This is a genomic window from Streptomyces sp. NPDC101110 (assembly GCF_044759525.1).
In the GTDB taxonomy this organism is placed as follows: domain Bacteria; phylum Actinomycetota; class Actinomycetes; order Streptomycetales; family Streptomycetaceae; genus Streptomyces.
In genome coordinates this window covers 232,944-250,925 of record NZ_JBIVZM010000013.1, presented here as the reverse complement: position 1 = coordinate 250,925, position 17,982 = coordinate 232,944, and the positions used below count along the sequence as shown (strand labels likewise).

Here is a 17,982-nt window from a genome sequence, read left to right as displayed (position 1 = left end):
CTTGACCCGTGATGGACGAGACGGAGTTCTGGGAGCTGGTGGACGACGCCCGGGAGGCCGCCGAAGGCGACCCGGAGGAGCAGGCCGACCTGCTCGTGGACCGGCTCGCCCAGTTGGACCCGGACTCGGTCCTGGATTTCGCCCGTCACTTCGAGTCCCGTTACAACCGTGCCTACCGCTGGGACCTGTGGGGCGCCGCCTGGGTGCTGCTCGACGGGGCGAGCGACGACGCGTTCGACTTCTTCCGGTGCTGGCTGATCGGGCAGGGCAGGGAGGTGTTCGAAGGCGCCGTGCACGACCCGGACGCGCTCGCCGACCTGCTGGGCGACTTCGACGAGGAGATCGACGGGGACGGCGAGGAGCTCGGTTACGCGGCGGACGAGGCCTACGAGCAGCTCACCGGTGTGGTCGCACCCGATCTGGAGATCACGCCGCCGCCCCCGGAGCCGGAGGGCACGCCGCTCGACCTGGAGAACGACGGGCTCCTCGCCGAGCGCTACCCCCGGCTGTGGCAACGCTTCAGAGGCTGAGGCCGCTGTCGCGCTCTTCGAGTGGCCGACGCTTCAGAATCGGTCGGGCGGGTGGGGCGTTCAGAGGCTGCGGCCGAGGCCGGGGCGTGCAAGGGGCCCGGCCTCGGTGGCGTTCGGAGGCGTGGCCGGCGCTTCGGGGCGTCCGGGCGGCACGGTGACGGCTCGTGTCGGACGGGTGTACGGGTGCGTCTGGCCGGTCCGCACCGCGTGGTGCAGCGGCGCGGCGTTGGCCTGGTCGAGGGCGGAGGCGGTGACCGCGGCCGGGCCCAGGACGACGGTCACGGCCGCGCACAGCACCGCCCAGGGACCGCGGGCGCTCCCCCTCCGCCCGTCCTGGTCCTTCGGTGTCTGCGTACGGCCGTCGTTCATGGTCCCCACCTCCGGTCTGCTGCCTGTGTCGGCGACGACCGTAGGAGGCCGGGATGTCAGGACGCTGCGCGTTCGCTGTGGCCCTGCCGTGGATCGTCCGGCCTGCCCTGGAGGCGGGCCGCGAGCTGTCTGATCTCGGGCAGGCGGGCGTGCAGGGCGGCGCCCGGGCAGCTGGTCATGTAGCCGTCGTTGTGCCCGGCGAGGGCGGGCAGGCGTGCGCTGGTGCCGGCCGCGTAGCGGCTCAGGCCGTTGCTGGAGACCAGCCGGACGTCCGAGCGCGGGTCGGTGCCGGACAGGCCCAGCTTCCAGGCGGACAGTGCGGCGATGGCGCGGACCAGGGGCCGGGGGACGGGCATGCCCTCGGTGAAGGTGCCGAGGGCGGCGATGCCGGAGGTGCGGTGGTTGAAGCCCTGCGTGTGGGCGCCGGTGACGGCGCGCTCCACGCCCCCCGCCCGGCCCTCGTAGATGGTGCCGCAGCGGTCGACGACGAAGTTGTAGCCGATGTCGTCCCAGTCGCGGGTGCCGGTCTGGCCGGTGTAGAGGTCCCGGATGATGCGGGGCGCGTCGGCGCAGTCGTAGCCGTTGGGCGAGTCGGTGTGGTGGACGAAGACAGCGGTGACCCGGTCGTCGTAGCGCGGGCGGGGCTGCGCGCGGCCGGCGTCGCCCAGCCAGTGGGCTCGGGGCACGATGGGCGGGCGCGGGGCGGTGTGGGGCGTGGCCGGGGAGCGGGGCGGGGCGGCGGCGGTGCCGGTGTCGGCGGCGTTCTCGACGCCGTGGGCGCACAGGAACAGCGCCAGGACGGCGGCGGCGCCCGGCAGGCAGCCGAGCAGCGCGCGGGCCGCGCGCGGCAGGCCGGCTATGCCGGGTGTCCGGTCGGCGGGGTGTCCGCGTGCGCCCCGCCGTCTTCGCAAGACACGCATGGTCCCACTGTCGGCCTGATGCGGTCCGTCCGCGATGTGTGATGTGCCACCCGGTGGAACCATCGTCACGGTCCGCGACGTTTTTCCGGGTGCGGGCGCGGCCGGTTCCGATCATCCGTGCGCCTGCGACTGATCACCGGGCCCTCCCCCCGCGTATTAAGGGGTTCCGAGAGAAAGGCGGCGTGCGTGGACCTGCTCGACATCCTGCTGTTGCTGGTCGTCCTGGCCTACGCGGCGTCCGGGTACCGGCGCGGGCTGGTGGCCGGCTGTGTGTCGCTGGCGGGCTTCGTGGGCGGTGCGGTCGTCGGCGTGTGGGTGCTGCCGTGGGTCATGGACCTGGTGGAGGCGGGCACCACGCGGGCGACGCTGACGGCGGTGTTCACGGTGCTGCTCCCGGCGGTGGTGGGGCACGAGCTGGCGGGGCGCCTCGCGCTGCGGCTGCGGCGGGAGCTGGACCGGGGGCCGCTGCGGGTGGCGGACGGGATCGGCGGGGCCGTGGCCAACGCGGTGGCCGTGCTGATCGTGGCGTGGGTGGCGGCGAGTGTCCTGGGCGTGTCCTCGTCACCGCTGGTCACCTCGGCGATCCGGGACTCCCGGCTGCTCGGCGCCGTGCAGCGCACGATGCCGGACACCACCCCGGCCTGGTTCTCGGGGGCCACGTCCGCGCTGACGCAGGCGGGCTTCCCACAGGTCTTCAACCCCTTCGAGAACGAGTCGACGGCCGAGGTCGCCAAGCCCACGGGCGACAGTGTCACCGCCGCCGCGACCGACGCCGCCAAGCGCAGCACGGTGAAGGTCGAGGGCGTCGCGGGCACCCAGGGACGCGAGGGCAGCGGGTTCGTGTACGCGCGCGAGCACGTGATGACCAACGCCCACGTGGTGGCGGGCATCGACGAGCCGACCGTGCAGATCGGCGGTGTCGGGCGGACGTACGAGGCGCGGGTGGTGCTCTTCGATCCGCAGAAGGACGTGGCCGTGCTGTACGTGCCGGGGCTCAGGGCGCCCGTGCTGCGGTTCGACGACGACGCGGAGCGCGGTGACTCGGCGGTCGTCGCGGGCTATCCGGAGGACGGCGACCTGAACCTCCAGGCGGCCACGGTCGCGAACCGGGTGCGGGCGACGGGGCAGAACATCTACAACGACGGGACCGCGACCCGGGAGATCTACTCGATCCGTTCCACGGTCCGCCCGGGCAATTCGGGCGGACCGCTGCTCACCACGGACGGCCGGGTGTTCGGCGTGGTCTTCGCCCGCTCCACCTCGGACGCCGAGACGGGCTACGTCCTGACGGCGGACGAGGTGGCCTCCGACGCGCGGAGCGCCGCGGGCGCGACGGCCCCGGTGGACACGGGCGAGCCGGCCGCGTCGTGACCCCGGCGCGGGCTCCGCGCCTCGCCAGAAGCCCACGTCACAGGGTGCGTCCCATGAACACGTCGTCGACGTAGGCCCCGTCGAGCAGGAACTCCCCGGGCAGGATCCCCTCGACCACGAATCCCTCGGCCGCGTAGAGCGCCCGGGCCGGGGCGTTGTGCCCGAGGACCCGCAGCGTGAGGCGGCGGGCTCCGCGCCGACGGGACTCCTCCACGGCGGCCCGCACCAGTGCCCGCCCCACGCCCCGGCCGCGGGCCTCCTCGGCCACGGCGAGGCCCTGGATCTGACGGACGTGCCGGTTCGAGTCGAGCGGAGTGGGGAAACCGAGGCGAAGAAAGCCCGAGAGACGGTCGCCGAGTTCGGCGACCAGGCAGTCCTCGGGGGTGTGCCGCTCGTCGAAGAACGGAGGGTACGGCGGCTGCGGCTCGGGTACCACCGCGTGCAGATACGACCAGGTGAGCCGGTCGAGCAGGGCCAGCGCGCCGTCGTCCTCGGGCCGGGCGGCGCGGACGCGCGGTGCGGGAAGCTCGGGCATGGGCGTCACCCTATGGCGAGCGGATCAAGTCCTTGCAACGGTTTTACGGAGCCACCCGGCAGGATGGATTCATGGAACATTCAAGAATCGTGGTCGCGGGTGCGTCCGGCCTCATCGGCAGCGCCCTGGTGCGGTCCCTGACCACGGACGGACACGAGGTGCGCCGCCTGGTGCGCGGCACGCCCCGCGCGTCCGGGGAGATCCGCTGGGACCCCGAGGGCGGCCGGGTCGACGCGGCCGGGCTCGCCGGCTGCGACGCCGTGGTCAACCTGGCCGGAGCCGGGGTCGGCGACCGGCGCTGGACGGAGGCCTACAAGCGGCGCATCCACGACAGCCGGGTGAAGGGCACGACGGCCCTCGCCGAGGCGGTCGCGTCGCTGGACGCGAAGGAGCGGCCGCGGGTGTTCGTGAACGGCAGCGCCATCGGCTACTACGGCGAGACCGGGGAGCGCGCGGTCGACGAGAGCGCGCCCGCGGGCGAGGGCTTCCTGCCCTCGCTGTGTGTGAAGTGGGAGGGGGCCACGGCACCCGCCCAGGAGGCCGGTGTGCGCACGGTGTTCACCCGGACCGGGCTGGTCGTCTCCCGCGAGGGCGGCGCCTGGGGGCGGCTGTTCCCGCTGTTCCAGGCGGGGGCCGGGGGGCGGATGGGCGACGGGCGGCAGTACTGGTCGTTCGTCGCGCTGCACGACGAGGTCGCCGCCATCCGGCATCTCATCGACACCGACGGCCTGTCGGGGCCGTTCAACATCACCGCCCCGAACCCCGTGACGAACCGTGAGGTCACCGCGGCGATGGGGCGCGTGCTGCACCGCCCGACCCTGTTCCCGGTGCCGGCGGCCGTCCTGCGGACCGTGCTCGGCGAGATGGCCGGGGACGTCCTCGGCAGCGCCCGGATCCTGCCGGCGCGTCTGCTGGAGTCGGGATTCCGGTTCGCCTTCCCGGAGATCGAGGGGGCGATCCGGGCGGCACTGTGACGGCTTCCCGTCGCGCCGGGCGACGTCGGCCGGGTCAGGGCGAAACCCGGGTGGGCGGGGCGAAACCCGGGTGGACAGGGCGAAGCCCGGGGCGGGCAGGGCCCGGTGGAGCCCGGCGGTGACGTGCACCGGCCACCCGGCCGAGGACCGACCGGCAGGTCCGAGCCAGCTCCTCCAGGCGCACACCAGCCCCCTGCGACCACTTCATGCCCACAAGGCGTTCGTATGCGACCACTGTGCGACCGTGCCCTGCCGATGCGCGACTCCCGTTGACCGATCACGGTCCTACCCTCGACCAGAACTCGCGTATCCCTGCGGCCTGTTGAGGGCATGACGTCTCCAGCGCCCGCGCAACCTCGAGGAGGGGCACGTGCTTGAGCCCGCGTACCAGGCGGACGTGGTCGTCGTGGGGGCCGGGGTCGCCGGACTCTCGGCCGCGCACCGGTTGACCAGCGCAGGAGTGACGACCATGGTCCTGGAGGCCGCCCACGGGGTCGGCGGCCGCATGGCCACGGAGAAGGTCGACGGCTTCCGGCTCGACAGGATCGGCCAGTTGCTGTCCACGGCGTATCCCGAACTACGACTGACACCGGGTCTCGACGACATGGTGCTGCGCCCCTTCGCACCCGGCGTCCTGTTGCACGGCGACGGGCGCCACCACCGCGCCGGCGTCCAGCCGGGCGCGGGGGGCGCAAGGGGCGCACTGCACGCGGTTCGCGCGCTGGCGAGCGCCCCCCGGTCGCCGTCCGCGTCGAGGTCGTCACGGAGGCCGGCGGCCGTGCCGGGCCGGCAGGTCTCCGTCCCGCGGAGCCGGCCAGGCGCGCCGCTGGGCACGGCCGTCGACCAGGCCAGGCTGGGCGCCGCCCTGACCCGGCTGGCGGGCACACCGGCCGAACGGCTGCTGGCCCGCCCGGAGTTGCCCGCCGGTGCGGCCCTGGCGGCGCGTGGTCTGCCCGCCCGTACGATCGACGGCTTTCTGCGCCCCCTGCTCGCCGCCCTGCTGTGCGACCCGGACCTGACGACGTCCAGCCGGTGTGCGGACCTCGCACTGCGCGCCTTCGCACGGGGCCGGTTGTGCCTGCCGGAGGGCGGCGCGGAGGCCCTGCCGGAGCTCCTGGCGCGCACCTTGCCACCGGGCACGGTGCACACCGGCGTGCGCGTCACCTCCGTGTCGACCACCTCGGTGACCACCGCGGAGCACGGTGAGATCCGGTGCCGTGCGGTGCTGGTGGCGACGGGCGCACGCGCCGCCGCCGAACTGCTGCCCGGGCTGCGGGTGCCGGAGTTCCACCCGGTGACGGTGGTGCACCACACGACCGACGAGCCGCCGGGGACGGGCGCGTCACTGTTGCTCGACGCGGACCTCGGCGGGCCGGTCTCGCACACCGCGGTGGTCAGCCAGGTCGACCCGGCCCGGGCGCCGGCGGGCCGGGCGCTGGTGTCGTCGACGGTGCTGGGGCGGTGCCCCGGGGACGTCGACACGGCGGTGCGCATGCATCTGGCGCGGTTGTACGGGGTGTCGACGGCCCGGTGGGAGACGCTGGCCGTGCACCGGACGGCGGAGGCGGTGCCGGCGATGCGGCCGCCGCATGATCTGCGGCGGCCGGTGCGGTTGATCGCCGGGCTGTACGTGTGCGGGGATCACCGGGACACCAGCACGGTCCAGGGGGCCTTGCACTCCGGGCACCGGGCTTCGGCGGCGATGCTGGCGGACCTGGGGGCAGGGCGGTCGATGCATGTCGCCGATCCGCTGCCCACCGTGCCGCGGGCCGCGTAGGCGGTTCGGTGGGTGCCCGCAGGCCGGTCGCGCCCACGCGGCGGAGCCGCACGTCTGCGCAGCCCCGCGCCCCTGACGGAAGGCCCCTCACCCCAGAGCCGCCACCTTGTCGCGGTAGCTACGCACCGGCACCGCGTCCTTGTACGGCTCCAGGCGGCGCTCGAAGTCCCTGACGTACTCCACCGCCCGTACCGAGCGCATCTCGGCCGCCTGGCCCGCCGCCTCCGCGGCGAGCTGGCAGGCCTGGTCGAGTTCGCCGAGGCCCAGGCGGGCGGTGGCGAGGACCACGCGGCAGAAGAGCCGACTGCGGGCGTAGGAGGGGGCGCGCAGCTGGAGCGAGCGCTCCGCGTGCTGGGCCGCGGCGCGGAACTGCTGCAGGTCACGGTGGCAGTGGCCGAACTCGTCGGCGAGCTGCGCCTCGTCGAAGAACCTCGCCCAGTGCGGGACGTCATCGCCGGGCCGGGCCGTGTCCAGGGCGCGTTCGGCCCGGACCAGGGCCGCGGTGCAGGCCCGGACCTCGCCGAGCACGCCGTGTCCGCGTGCCTCGGACGCGTGCAGCAGGGCCTGCACGACAGGAGGCCCGGAGGTGCCGACGCCCTGCTGGGCCACGCGGGCGAGCTGGACTGCCTCCCGCCCGTGCCCCAGGTAGACGGCCTGGCGGCTCATGGTGACCAGCACGTAGGCCCCGTAGGTCCGGTCCCCGGCCGCCTGGGAGAGCCGCAGCGCCTGCACGAAGTAGCGCTGGGCCAGTCCGTGCGCGGCGATGTCGTACGAGGTCCAGCCCGCGAGCCGGGTGAGGTCGGCGGCGGCCGCGAAGAGGCGGCGGCCGGTCTGCTCGCCGTAGGTGCCGCGCAGCATGGGCTCGCACTCGTGCTCCAGGTAGCGCACGAGGGCCTGGCGGGCGTGGCCGCCGCCGTAGGCGTCGTCGAGGGTGCGGAACAGCTCCGCGACCGAACGCAGGGCGGCGATGTCGCCGGCGGTGACCTTCTGGCCGGGCCCCCGTTCGGCCTGGTGGCGCCGGCGGGACGGTGACGGGGCGCCCTGCTCGGCCGGGGCCGTGGGGCGGAGCGCGGGCCGGCCCTGCGCCGGGATGCGGGTGGCGTGCTGCTCACCGCGGGTGACCTTCTCGTCGGCCCGGCCGATCAGCCAGTCGCGGCTGGGCACGACGAGCCCGGCCGGGGTGAAGGCGATCTTGCGGAGCTCGGCGTGGCTGCCGGAGTCCTTGCGCCACAGCCCGCTGACGATGTCGACGGCCTCCTCGGGGGTGCCGGCGAACTCCAGCCCCGCGTAGACGGGGGCGCAGGCGTCCAGTCCGAGGTCCTGGGCGGTGAGACGGCGGCCCAGGCGCCGGGTGAAGACCTCGGCGATCAGGGCCGGGGTGGTGCCCCGGGGCTGCTGGCCGCGCAGCCAGCGGGTGACGGACGTCTTGTCGTATCTCAGATCAAGCCCGTGTTCGAGACCGAGCTGGTCCACGCGACGGGCGAGTCCCGCGTTGGAGAACCCCGCTTCTGCGATGAGCGCGGCGAGCTGTCGGTTGGGGGTGCGCTGCGCGGGTCGTTCCGTCATGGTGCGGTGCGGTCTCCTGCCTTCCGGTGTCGGTGACGTTCCGGATTGCCTGTGAGCAGGCCTTTTGGCTTGCTGGACGGCGCGAATGTAGCGGAGAGTAAACACCCCATCACACGTTTTCCCGGACATTCATCCGATCGTGTGAGGATTGGTCTCGGGACTGACGCGTCCGGGCCGGGCTTACAGTGGCTTGGGCGCGCTACGTGTCTGATACACCCGTCCGAGGGAGGCGCTTGCCGTGAGTGAGTTGCGGTTCGTCCGCATGGGGTTCGGTGACGAGGCCGTCGAGTACCAGGAGGCGTGGGACGAGCAGCGCCGGGTGCACGCCGCGCGCTTCGCGGACGAGATCCCCGACACCGTGCTGCTCCTGGAGCACCCCCCGGTCTACACGGCCGGCCGGCGCACGGCGGACGACGAGCGGCCCCTCGACGGCACGCCCGTCATCGACGTGGACCGCGGCGGCAAGATCACCTGGCACGGCCCCGGCCAGCTGGTGGGCTACCCGATCCAGAAGCTCCCGCGGCCGGTGGACGTCGTGGCGCACGTACGCCGCCTGGAAGAGGCCCTGATCCGCGCGTGCGCGGAGTTCGGCCTGGAGACCACCCGGGTCGAGGGCCGCAGCGGGGTGTGGATCCTGGGCGACCCGGTCGAGCAGCGGCCCGCCCTGGGCGGTCTGTCCCTGGACTTCGACCCCCGGCTCCAGGACGAGGAGTTCGACCCGCGCATGAACGGTCCGGAGTACGCGCCGTCCAACGCGGGCCAGCGCCGGGAGGACCGCAAGATCGCCGCGATCGGCATCCGCGTGGCCAAGGGCGTCACCATGCACGGCTTCGCGCTCAACGTGAACCCCGACAACAAGTGGTTCGACCGGATCATCCCGTGCGGCATCCGCGACGCGGGCGTCGCCTCACTGGCCGGCGAACTCGGCCGGGACGTGACGATCGAGGAGGTCCTGCCGGTCGTGGAGCGCCATCTGCGAGAGGTCCTGGAGAGCGCCGAGCCGAGGCCACGGGAGATCGAGAAGGCGCCTGCGGCATAGATCGGGCCGTGGGGGAGCTGGAGGGGTAGAGCCCGCACAGGCTTTCAAATCAACGGGCGTACCCTTGAGGACGCCGAAGAATCAATCGCTAGGGAGCCGGTCGTGTCCGCAGTCGCACCCGACGGACGCAAGATGCTGCGCCTGGAGGTCCGCAACAGCCAGACCCCCATCGAGCGCAAGCCCGAGTGGATCAAGACCCGGGCGAAAATGGGCCCCGAGTACACCGCGATGCAGAAGCTCGTGAAGAGCGAGGGCCTGCACACGGTCTGCCAGGAAGCCGGCTGCCCCAACATCTACGAGTGCTGGGAGGACCGGGAGGCCACGTTCCTCATCGGCGGCGATCAGTGCACCCGGCGCTGCGACTTCTGCCAGATCGACACCGGCAAGCCCGAGGCGCTCGACCGCGACGAGCCCCGCCGCGTCGGCGAGTCCGTGGTCACGATGGACCTGAACTACGCCACGATCACCGGTGTCGCCCGCGACGACCTGGAGGACGGCGGCGCCTGGCTGTACGCGGAGACGGTTCGCCAGATCCACCAGCAGACCGCCGGGCGCGAGGGCGGCCACACCAAGGTCGAGCTGCTGGCCCCCGACTTCAACGCGGTCCCCGAGCAGCTGGAGGAGGTCTTCTCCTCCCGGCCCGAGGTCTTCGCGCACAACGTCGAGACGGTCCCGCGGATCTTCAAGCGCATCCGCCCCGGCTTCCGCTACGAGCGCTCCCTGAAGGTGATCACCGAGGCGCGTGACTACGGCCTGGTCACCAAGTCGAACCTGATCCTCGGCATGGGTGAGACCCGCGAAGAGGTCAGTGACGCGCTGAAGCAGCTGCACGAGGCGGGCTGCGAGCTGGTCACCATCACGCAGTACCTGCGGCCCTCCGTGCGCCACCACCCGGTGGAGCGCTGGGTGAAGCCGCACGAGTTCGTGGAGCTCCAGGAGGAGGCCGAGCAGATCGGCTTCTCCGGCGTGATGTCCGGACCGCTGGTGCGCTCCTCCTACCGGGCCGGGCGGCTCTACCGAATGGCCATGGAGCAGCGCGATTCGGCCGCTCCGCGGCAGGGGGACGGAGCGGTCGCGGCGCAGGCCGTCTGACGGGCCGTCACCACCCCTGCCCGGCAAGGGGCGAGACAAGCGTGTGAAGTCACGCACAAGAGACTACTCGGCAGTAGCGGCCGATTCGACGCGGTCCTGACCGTCCTCGCAGATGAGGGCACATGTCAGGACCGCGTCCGCGTTCCACCGCTCCCCACCGGGGCTTCATGGGTGTTTGACCGGCCGGTCACGCCCTGGTAACACCAATCAGTGACGCTGAACTCACAGCACGTACACCCGTACCCGAGGGGGGACCTCACCCATGCAGGCCGCGCCGCCCGTCCGCGCCACCGCTATCCCGTCCTTCACGACCGCCCTGCGTGCCGTCGAGTCGCTGCTGATGAGCAGCGGTCAGCGCACCGCCCGCCGGAATGCCTGGACCTCCGTGCTGGAGGACCGCCGTCGTGCCAAGGACCGGGTCGAGACGCAGCGCGCCATCGAGCAGTCCCTGTCCGTCCGTCCCTGACTCCCGGCCCTTCCCCGGGGGCGCCCGCGGACACTGCCGTCGTCGGCGCTTGTGGGGCCACGTAGACTTCGTGGCATGGCGAGGAAGGAACCTGCAGCGGACGCTGCGAATGCCGGGCGACTGAAGCAGATCGCCCTGACCTACAAGATGACCCGCAGGGCCGACAAGAAGATCGGTCTTGTACTCGCGGCTGTCGGAATCGTCACCTTCGGTGTCTTCCTCGCGATCGGTTTCTTGATCGGTCACCCCATCTATCTCGGCATCCTGGGCCTCCTGCTCGCCTTCCTCGCGACGGCGATCGTGTTCGGGCGCCGGGCCGAGCGGGCCGCTTTCGGACAGATGGAGGGCCAGCCCGGCGCCGCCGCGGCGGTGCTCGACAACATCGGCCGGGGCTGGACGACGGCGCCCGCGGTGGCGATGAACCGCAACCAGGACGTGGTGCACCGCGCGGTCGGCAAGGCCGGCATCGTCCTGGTCGCCGAGGGCAACCCGAACCGGGTGAAGACGCTGCTGGCCGCCGAGAAGCGGAAGATGAACCGCATCGTCGCCGACGTCCCGGTGCACGACCTGGTCGTGGGCACGGGCGAGGGGCAGGTCGAGCTGAAGAAGCTGCGGACGACCATGCTGAAGCTCCCGCGGGTGCTGACCGGCCCGCAGGTCACGGCCACCAACGACCGGCTGCGCGCCCTGGGCGACCTGATGAGCAACATGCCTCTGCCGAAGGGGCCGATGCCGAAGGGCATGCGCCTGCCGAAGGGCGGGCCGAAGGCCCGCTGAGACCCGCACCCGACATGAATGAGGGGCGCCCGGATCACTCCGGGCGCCCCTCATTCATGTCGGGTGTGTCACACCGTGCCGGTGTTCATGTCTTTCACGCCGTGTCGGTGTTCATGTCGTGTCATGCGTGTCACGTCGTGCCGCTGGGCGTCAGATGCGGACCTCGACCGTGCCTGCCAGCCGGTCGTGCAGGCCGCGGCCGTCGCGGTCCCAGATCAGCGCGGGGATCGCGAGGAAGAGCAGGACCGTGCGCAGCGCGGCGCGCCACGGGCTGACCCGGCCGGTGGCCAGGGCGAGCACCCGCAGGCCGAACAGGCGCTTGCCCGGGGTGAAGCCGACGGTACCGACCGTGAGGACCATCAGCGCGAACATGATGAGCGGCGCCCAGATCTGCGCCGCCTCGTTGTAGCTCTGGGTGATGAGACCGTATGCGATCAGGAGACACAGGCCCCAGTCGACGGCGAGGGCCCCGAGCCGGCGGCCCGGGCGGGCGATCGAGCCGGGTCCCTCCTCGGGCAGGCCGAGCTGCTCGCCCCGGTATCCGAAGTCGACACCGGCCTCTTCCGCGGCCGCGCGGGGCCCGGAAAGCCACGATCCGAGTGCTTGCCTGTTGTCCACCCGTCCACGGTACTGCGCCCGTGAATGACCGGAGCACGGCGGGGTGTGTCCGGGCTACGGTGGAGGGTGAGCCGGTTAACTTGTGCGAAACAAACGAGTCACGCCCGAGAAACCACCCGTCCCTAGGGTCGAGGTCAGCGTGTGCCACCCGCACTGGCCGCACGAACGAACTACCACCCCGGCGGGACGGTCGGGAGTAGGAGGAGCTGGATGTTCCAGAACGCCGACGAGGCCAAGAAGTTCATCGCGGACGAGGACGTCAAGTTCATCGACGTCCGTTTCTGCGACCTGCCGGGCGTGATGCAGCACTTCACGATCCCTGCATCGGCCTTCGACCCGGCCGAGGAGCTGGCCTTCGACGGCTCCTCGATCCGCGGCTTCCAGGCCATCCACGAGTCCGACATGGCCCTGCGCGCGGACCTCTCGACCGCCCGGGTCGACCCGTTCCGCCGCGACAAGACGGTCAACATCAACTTCTTCATCCACGACCCGATCACGGGTGAGCAGTACTCCCGTGACCCGCGCAACGTGGCGAAGAAGGCCGAGGCCTACCTCGCGTCGACCGGTATCGCCGACACGGCGTACTTCGGTCCCGAGGCCGAGTTCTACGTCTTCGACTCCGTCCGCTTCGCGACCGGCGCGAACGAGTCCTTCTACCACATCGACTCCGAGGCCGGCGCCTGGAACACCGGCGCCCTCGAGAACAACCGTGGTTACAAGGTCCGCTACAAGGGCGGCTACTTCCCGGTCCCGCCGGTCGACCACTTCGCCGACCTGCGCGCCCAGATCTCCCTGGAGCTGGACCGCGCCGGCCTGCAGGTCGAGCGCCAGCACCACGAGGTGGGCACCGCCGGCCAGGCCGAGATCAACTACAAGTTCAACACGCTGCTCGCCGCGGCCGACGACCTCCAGCTCTTCAAGTACATCGTGAAGAACGTGGCCTGGCAGAACGGCAAGACCGCGACCTTCATGCCGAAGCCGATCTTCGGTGACAACGGCTCGGGCATGCACGTCCACCAGTCGCTGTGGACCGGCGGCCAGCCGCTGTTCTACGACGAGGCCGGTTACGCGGGCCTGTCGGACACCGCCCGCTACTACATCGGCGGCATCCTCAAGCACGCCCCGTCGCTGCTGGCCTTCACCAACCCGACGGTGAACTCGTACCACCGCCTGGTGCCGGGCTTCGAGGCGCCGGTCAACCTGGTGTACTCGCAGCGCAACCGCTCCGCCGCCATGCGTATCCCGATCACGGGCTCGAACCCGAAGGCCAAGCGCGTCGAGTTCCGCGCCCCGGACGCCTCCGGCAACCCGTACCTGGCCTTCTCGGCGCTGCTGCTCGCGGGCCTTGACGGCATCAAGAACAAGATCGAGCCGGCCGAGCCGATCGACAAGGACCTGTACGAGCTGGCTCCCGAGGAGCACGCGAACGTCGCCCAGGTCCCGACCTCCCTCGGCGCGGTCCTGGACCGCCTGGAGGCCGACCACGAGTTCCTGCTCCAGGGCGACGTGTTCACCCCGGACCTGATCGAGACGTGGATCGACTTCAAGCGCACGAACGAGATCGCCCCGCTGCAGCTGCGTCCGCACCCGCACGAGTTCGAGCTCTACTTCGACGTGTGATCGACGCCTGACCGAGGCACGCCGACCGCGCCCCCGCCGTCCTTCCGACGGCGGGGGCGCGGTCGTCTGTTCTATTCTTGGGGCAGGACCACACGGGGGTGGATGGGAATGCCGGAGCACGAACACGACGACCAGCAGCGGGAGTTCGACCTCGGATGGGCGGACCGCGCCGAGCACAAGGAGCCCTCGGCGCGGGCCCGGATGCTCGCCGCGCGCTGGAAGCACAACCCGCCCGGGCCGGTGCCGTTCCGCGCCGACCCGGAGCACGTCGGCTCCCGCCGCCGCTCCTCGTGGATCTCGACCGCGGTGGTACTGGGCTGCGTGGCGGCGGTGATCGTACTGCTGGGGTACATCAACTTCAGGGCGCCGTACTAGGTCGTGTCCGCGAGGTTCCGTCGTCCGCCCGGAGGGCGGGCCGCGCGGCAGGCGGGACTGTGCGGCAGGCGGGACTGTGCGGCAGGCGGGACTGTGCGGACACGACCTGGCCTCCGGCGGCTGCTAGCGTCCCGCCGCGTGAGTGACAGTGTGTATGTGGGGAATGCCGGCGAGGACGCGGCGCTGGATCGCGGATGGATTCTCGGGCACTTCAAGGATGTCGGGGATCCGCGGCGCAGTGAGGACGTGGAGATCAAGTGGGGTGTCCATCCCAAGGGGGAGGAGCGGGCCGAGTGGGTCCGGGGTGAGGCGCGTACCGCGCTGCTCGTGCTGATCAGCGGGCGGTTCCGGGTGGAGCTGCCCGGGCGCGGTGTGCTGCTGGAGCGGCAGGGGGACTACGTGGTGTGGGGGCGCGGCGTCGATCACTCGTGGGTCGCCGAGGAGGAGTCGGTGGTGCTGACCGTGCGGTGGCCGTCCGTCCCGGGTTACGCGGTGGCCTCGGGCGGGTGACGCGTTCGCCCGCAGCTTCCGGATGCAAGCGCCCTGCGCGAGAGCGGGACACCTTTGCACGCCCCGGATGCACGCGTCCCGCGCATGAGCGCGACGCCCTGCCCGCTCCGGATGCACGCCTCCCGCGCGTGAGCGCGACGGCTTTGCCCGCTCTGGGGGTGCGCGCGACCCGCTCATGAGTGGGGCCGGTGCACACTGGCTGTGGGACGAGTGCGTGACTGCGGGGTGAGGCAGATGCACAGCCGCTTCCGGAGCGACCGGCGGTTGACCACCCGGATGGGGATCACGCTGTTCCTGCTCGGACTGTTGTACGTGGGGTTCGTCGCCGCGTTGATCGTGCTGCTGAAGTCGTGGGTGCTCGTCGTGGTGGTCGCGGCGGCGCTGCTCGGCTCGCAGTACTGGTTCTCGGACCGCATCGCGCTGTACGCCATGCGCGGCCGGGTCGTGGAGCGGGACGAGTATCCCGAGCTGCACGGCGTGGTGGACCGGCTCTGTGCCATCGCCGACATGCCGAAGCCGGTCGTCGCCGTGTCCGAGATGGACATGCCGAACGCGTTCGCCACCGGGCGGAATCCCGATCACGCGGTGGTGTGCGTGACGACCGGGCTGCTGCGGCGGCTGGAGCCGGCCGAGCTGGAGGGCGTCCTCGCGCACGAGCTCTCGCACGTGGCGCACAAGGACGTCGCCGTGATCACGGTCGCCTCGTTCCTCGGTGTGATCGCCGGACTGATCGTGCGGTTCGCCTTCTACTCGCAGCTGTTCGGCGGTGGCCGGAGGGACCAGAACACGGCGGCGGTCTTCGCCGCGGTGATGGGCGTGGCCGCAGCCGTGTACGCGATCAGCTTCCTGCTGATCCGGGCCCTGTCCCGGTACCGGGAGCTGGCCGCGGACCGGGCGGCGGCGCTGCTCACCGGCCGGCCCTCGGCGCTGGCCTCCGCGCTCACCAAGGTCTCCGGCGACATCGCCCGCATCCCGACCAGGGACCTGCGCACGGCCCAGGCGTTCAACGCCTTCTACTTCACGCCGGCGCTGGGCCGCGAGCCCGTTGTCGCACGGCTCTTCTCGACCCACCCGAGCCTGGAGCAGCGGCTCGACCAGCTGGGCCGGATCTCCGCCGAGCTGGGCGAGGCGGCGGCACCCGGAGGGGGATGATCGGCGCATGGGGCTGCTGGACATCCTGCTCGGCCGGACGAAACCGGTCGTGGCGGATCTCGACCGGCTCTTCGCGCTGCCCTCGGCGGCCGTGACCCTCGAGGCGGCGGCCGGCTTCACACCGACGGGGCAGGGCGCGGTGTGCTTCGCCTCGGTCGAGGGCGCGGCCTTCGAGCAGTCCCACCGGGAAGTACAGGCGCTGCTGGACGCCGACACCGACCGCGACGGGCCGCCGGTGGAGCTGCGGCAGGACGACTACGGCTACTCCTGGCTGGTCTCGCACCGTCCCCCCGACCGGCTCTCCGACCTCGTGAACGACCTGCACGCCGTGAACAGCCAGATGGAGGTCAACGGGTTCGGGCCCCAACTGCTCTGTTCCCTCGCCGGGTTCGAGGACGCAGCCGGCCGGCGGCTCGCGCTGGTCTACCTGTACAAGCGCGGCACCTTCTATCCGTTCGCGCCCCTCCCGGACGGGACGCAGCGGCGCGACAACGCGCTCGAACTGCAGGTGCGGGCCGCGCTCTCCGGCGATCTGCGCATCGAGCAGGACCTCGGCCGATGGTTCCCGGTGTGGGGAGCGCCGGGACTGTGAACTCCCCTCGGGGACGCGGCCCGCGTGAGTGAATGGCCGTATGAGCGAGGTCATCCCTTTCACGCACGTCGTCGGCGGTGAACGGCTCAGCGGGCTGTCCACCGGCGATGGTGAACCGGCCAGGGCGACGGTCGTGCTGCTGCACGGCGCGGGCAACGGCAGCAAGGAGCGGCTGGTGCCGCTGCTGGCCGAGTTCGCCGCCCACGGCTGTCACGCCCTCGCCTTCGACTTCTCGGGGCACGGGGAGAGTACGGGCCTGCTGCGGGAGTCGAGCCTGCGCCGCCGCTTCGAGCAGGCCGTCTCCGTCATCGACGCCCGGGCCCGGGCGGACGGGCCGCTGGTGTTGGTCGGGTTCAGCATGAGCGGCCAGACGGTGGCGGACCTGGTGCGGCACTACGGGGCCAGGGTGGCGGCCCTGGGGCTGTGCGCTCCGGCCGTGTACGCGGGCGAGGCGTCGGACGTGCCGTTCGGCGCGGGCGACGGGCGGTTCAGCGAGATCATCCGCCGCCCCGGGAGCTGGCGGGCGTCCCCCGCCCTGGACGTGCTGCGGGCCTACGAGGGGCGGGCCGTGCTGGTCGTGCCCGGCATGGACGAGGTCATCCCGCCCGCCGTCACGGAGGCCCTCTCGCAGGCGCTGGCCCGTCGCGCGCAGTTCACCCACCGGGAACTGCCCGACGCGGAGCACCGCCTGGGCCTGTGGTTCCGCGACCGTCCCGAGGACCGGGGCGAGTTCGTGACCGCCGTCCTGGCAGGGCTCGATGAGCAGGGCTGGACCGCGACCCGCGCATGGGTGGCCAAGCAGCTGCCGGAGGGCCGTACGGTCGAGGAGTGGGCCTTTCTGACCGGGGGCTGGAGCGCCCAGATGCGACGGCTCACCCTCGACGACGGCACCGCACTGGCGCTGCGGACGTTCGTGCAGCCCTTCTTCCGGCGGCACGCGCCCGGGCTGCTCGCCCGCGAGGCGGAGATCCTCACACTGCTGGCGGAGCAGGAGGGCGTGCCCGCCGCCGAGCTGATCGGCGTGGACGCCACGGGTGAGCACTGCGACCACCCGTCGCTGCTGATGTCCGTGCTGCCGGGGCGGGTCCGGGTCGACGAGGAGGAACTCGACGCGCGGGTGGACCTGCTGGCGGTCCAGCTGGCACGGATCCACCGGGTCGTACCCCGGGAGCGTCCGCGGACGTACCAGGCGTGGACGTCGCCGGGTGCGGTCCCGCCGGGGTGGGAGCGGGCCGTGGACGTCATCCGCCGTGGTCCCCCGCGGTACGAGGGCTGTTTCCTGCACCGGGACTTCCACCCGGGGAACGTCCTGTTCACCGGGTCGGGGGCGGGTCTGCGGATCAGCGGGGTCGTCGACTGGGTGGAAACCTCCTGGGGACCGGCCGACCTGGACGTCGCGCATGCTTCGACGGCCCTCGCGCTGCTGCACGGCCCGGAGTACGGCCTCGGTTTCCGGGAGCGCTACGAGGCACAGGGCGGGCGGCTCCTGGCCGACGGCGCGGACCATCTCTACTGGCGGCTGCTCGACGCGCTGGCCTACGTCCCCGACGCGGAGAAGCTGGCGGGGCCGTGGCGGGAGCTGGGCCGGACCGATCTGACGCCCGAGGTGCTGGCTGGGCGGCTGGAGGTGTATGTGACCGGGCTGCTGGAGCGGTACGCCTGAGGCGGCCGGCCGGTCACGGGTGACTGTCGGTGGCGT

At 72.2% G+C, this 17,982-nt stretch carries 19 protein-coding genes; 14 read left to right on the top strand and 5 right to left on the bottom strand.

What is annotated here, in order from left to right; all coding sequences use genetic code 11:
* Positions 1-11: 11 nt before the first annotated feature.
* A complete protein-coding gene (locus tag ACIQU3_RS28345; protein ID WP_403732481.1) occupies positions 12-530 on the top strand; it encodes a DUF4240 domain-containing protein in 519 nt (172 codons plus the stop codon).
* 60 nt (positions 531-590) lie between these two features.
* Here the strand turns inward: ACIQU3_RS28345 and ACIQU3_RS28340 are convergent, their stop codons facing one another.
* On the bottom strand, positions 591-899 hold the full coding sequence (locus tag ACIQU3_RS28340) for a hypothetical protein (protein ID WP_403732379.1): 309 nt from the start codon (positions 897-899) through the stop codon (positions 591-593).
* A 56-nt stretch (positions 900-955) separates the two neighbouring features.
* On the bottom strand, positions 956-1,819 hold the full coding sequence (locus ACIQU3_RS28335) for a peptidoglycan recognition protein (protein ID WP_403732376.1): 864 nt from the start codon (positions 1,817-1,819) through the stop codon (positions 956-958).
* A gap of 186 nt (positions 1,820-2,005) precedes the next feature.
* On the opposite strand from ACIQU3_RS28335, the gene ACIQU3_RS28330 reads away from it, so the two are divergent.
* Positions 2,006-3,190 (top strand): MarP family serine protease, encoded by a 1,185-nt coding sequence (locus ACIQU3_RS28330; RefSeq protein WP_403732373.1) that lies wholly within the window; start codon positions 2,006-2,008, stop codon positions 3,188-3,190.
* Between the two features lie 37 nt (positions 3,191-3,227).
* Here the strand turns inward: ACIQU3_RS28330 and ACIQU3_RS28325 are convergent, their stop codons facing one another.
* Positions 3,228-3,725, bottom strand: a complete 498-nt coding sequence (locus tag ACIQU3_RS28325) for a GNAT family N-acetyltransferase (RefSeq protein ID WP_403732370.1) — start codon at positions 3,723-3,725, stop codon at positions 3,228-3,230.
* 71 nt (positions 3,726-3,796) lie between these two features.
* Between ACIQU3_RS28325 and ACIQU3_RS28320 the strand changes: the two genes are divergently transcribed.
* Together ACIQU3_RS28320 and ACIQU3_RS28315 are read left to right on the top strand one after the other, a co-directional pair.
* Entirely contained in the window at positions 3,797-4,699 is a 903-nt protein-coding gene (locus ACIQU3_RS28320; RefSeq protein ID WP_403928296.1) for a TIGR01777 family oxidoreductase, read from the top strand.
* Positions 4,700-5,069: 370 nt separating this feature from the next.
* Positions 5,070-6,476: an NAD(P)/FAD-dependent oxidoreductase gene (locus tag ACIQU3_RS28315; RefSeq protein WP_403732364.1), complete on the top strand. Its 1,407-nt coding sequence runs from the start codon at positions 5,070-5,072 to the stop codon at positions 6,474-6,476.
* Positions 6,477-6,563: 87 nt separating this feature from the next.
* Here the strand turns inward: ACIQU3_RS28315 and ACIQU3_RS28310 are convergent, their stop codons facing one another.
* Positions 6,564-8,042: a regulator gene (locus tag ACIQU3_RS28310; RefSeq protein WP_403732361.1), complete on the bottom strand. Its 1,479-nt coding sequence runs from the start codon at positions 8,040-8,042 to the stop codon at positions 6,564-6,566.
* A gap of 238 nt (positions 8,043-8,280) precedes the next feature.
* Between ACIQU3_RS28310 and lipB the strand changes: the two genes are divergently transcribed.
* The 4 genes from lipB to ACIQU3_RS28290 all read left to right on the top strand — a co-directional run bounded on the left by lipB (position 8,281) and on the right by ACIQU3_RS28290 (position 11,416).
* Entirely contained in the window at positions 8,281-9,081 is an 801-nt protein-coding gene (gene lipB / locus ACIQU3_RS28305; RefSeq protein WP_403732359.1) for a lipoyl(octanoyl) transferase LipB, read from the top strand.
* A gap of 102 nt (positions 9,082-9,183) precedes the next feature.
* Positions 9,184-10,173, top strand: coding sequence for a lipoyl synthase (gene lipA / locus ACIQU3_RS28300; protein WP_403732355.1), 990 nt, complete (start codon positions 9,184-9,186; stop codon positions 10,171-10,173).
* 262 nt (positions 10,174-10,435) lie between these two features.
* A complete protein-coding gene (locus ACIQU3_RS28295; RefSeq protein ID WP_399771799.1) occupies positions 10,436-10,639 on the top strand; it encodes a hypothetical protein in 204 nt (67 codons plus the stop codon).
* A 75-nt stretch (positions 10,640-10,714) separates the two neighbouring features.
* Positions 10,715-11,416 carry a DUF4191 domain-containing protein gene (locus ACIQU3_RS28290; protein ID WP_403928293.1) on the top strand — a complete coding sequence of 234 codons (702 nt, stop codon included), beginning with the start codon at positions 10,715-10,717 and terminating at the stop codon, positions 11,414-11,416.
* A 150-nt stretch (positions 11,417-11,566) separates the two neighbouring features.
* Here ACIQU3_RS28290 and ACIQU3_RS28285 read toward each other — a convergent pair whose 3' ends face one another.
* Positions 11,567-12,034, bottom strand: a complete 468-nt coding sequence (locus tag ACIQU3_RS28285) for an RDD family protein (RefSeq protein WP_403732345.1) — start codon at positions 12,032-12,034, stop codon at positions 11,567-11,569.
* A gap of 210 nt (positions 12,035-12,244) precedes the next feature.
* On the opposite strand from ACIQU3_RS28285, the gene glnA reads away from it, so the two are divergent.
* The 6 genes from glnA to ACIQU3_RS28255 all read left to right on the top strand — a co-directional run bounded on the left by glnA (position 12,245) and on the right by ACIQU3_RS28255 (position 17,946).
* On the top strand, positions 12,245-13,654 hold the full coding sequence (glnA, locus tag ACIQU3_RS28280) for a type I glutamate--ammonia ligase (protein WP_403732342.1): 1,410 nt from the start codon (positions 12,245-12,247) through the stop codon (positions 13,652-13,654).
* A 108-nt stretch (positions 13,655-13,762) separates the two neighbouring features.
* Positions 13,763-14,029 carry a hypothetical protein gene (locus ACIQU3_RS28275; protein WP_403732339.1) on the top strand — a complete coding sequence of 89 codons (267 nt, stop codon included), beginning with the start codon at positions 13,763-13,765 and terminating at the stop codon, positions 14,027-14,029.
* Between the two features lie 138 nt (positions 14,030-14,167).
* On the top strand, positions 14,168-14,539 hold the full coding sequence (locus tag ACIQU3_RS28270; RefSeq protein WP_403928290.1) for a signal peptidase I: 372 nt from the start codon (positions 14,168-14,170) through the stop codon (positions 14,537-14,539).
* Positions 14,540-14,773: 234 nt separating this feature from the next.
* Positions 14,774-15,691, top strand: a complete 918-nt coding sequence (htpX, locus tag ACIQU3_RS28265) for a zinc metalloprotease HtpX (protein ID WP_403732333.1) — start codon at positions 14,774-14,776, stop codon at positions 15,689-15,691.
* A 7-nt stretch (positions 15,692-15,698) separates the two neighbouring features.
* Complete coding sequence (locus ACIQU3_RS28260; RefSeq protein ID WP_403732330.1) at positions 15,699-16,283, top strand: hypothetical protein; 585 nt, start codon at positions 15,699-15,701, stop codon at positions 16,281-16,283.
* Positions 16,284-16,323: 40 nt separating this feature from the next.
* A complete protein-coding gene (locus tag ACIQU3_RS28255) occupies positions 16,324-17,946 on the top strand; it encodes an alpha/beta fold hydrolase (RefSeq protein ID WP_403732327.1) in 1,623 nt (540 codons plus the stop codon).
* Positions 17,947-17,982: the final 36 nt, after the last annotated feature.

Bases quoted from the DNA above. Each gene is read 5' to 3' on its own strand.
- ACIQU3_RS28345 (WP_403732481.1), top strand. From the start codon at position 12: ATGGACGAGACGGAGTTCTGGGAGCTGGTGGACGACGCCCGGGAGGCC.
- ACIQU3_RS28340 (WP_403732379.1), bottom strand. From the start codon at position 899: ATGAACGACGGCCGTACGCAGACACCGAAGGACCAGGACGGGCGGAGG.
- ACIQU3_RS28335 (WP_403732376.1), bottom strand. From the start codon at position 1,819: ATGCGTGTCTTGCGAAGACGGCGGGGCGCACGCGGACACCCCGCCGAC.
- ACIQU3_RS28325 (WP_403732370.1), bottom strand. From the start codon at position 3,725: ATGCCCGAGCTTCCCGCACCGCGCGTCCGCGCCGCCCGGCCCGAGGAC.
- ACIQU3_RS28320 (WP_403928296.1), top strand. From the start codon at position 3,797: ATGGAACATTCAAGAATCGTGGTCGCGGGTGCGTCCGGCCTCATCGGC.
- ACIQU3_RS28310 (WP_403732361.1), bottom strand. From the start codon at position 8,042: ATGACGGAACGACCCGCGCAGCGCACCCCCAACCGACAGCTCGCCGCG.
- ACIQU3_RS28295 (WP_399771799.1), top strand. From the start codon at position 10,436: ATGCAGGCCGCGCCGCCCGTCCGCGCCACCGCTATCCCGTCCTTCACG.
- ACIQU3_RS28290 (WP_403928293.1), top strand. From the start codon at position 10,715: ATGGCGAGGAAGGAACCTGCAGCGGACGCTGCGAATGCCGGGCGACTG.
- glnA (WP_403732342.1), top strand. From the start codon at position 12,245: ATGTTCCAGAACGCCGACGAGGCCAAGAAGTTCATCGCGGACGAGGAC.
- ACIQU3_RS28275 (WP_403732339.1), top strand. From the start codon at position 13,763: ATGCCGGAGCACGAACACGACGACCAGCAGCGGGAGTTCGACCTCGGA.
- htpX (WP_403732333.1), top strand. From the start codon at position 14,774: ATGCACAGCCGCTTCCGGAGCGACCGGCGGTTGACCACCCGGATGGGG.
- ACIQU3_RS28260 (WP_403732330.1), top strand. From the start codon at position 15,699: ATGGGGCTGCTGGACATCCTGCTCGGCCGGACGAAACCGGTCGTGGCG.
- ACIQU3_RS28255 (WP_403732327.1), top strand. From the start codon at position 16,324: ATGAGCGAGGTCATCCCTTTCACGCACGTCGTCGGCGGTGAACGGCTC.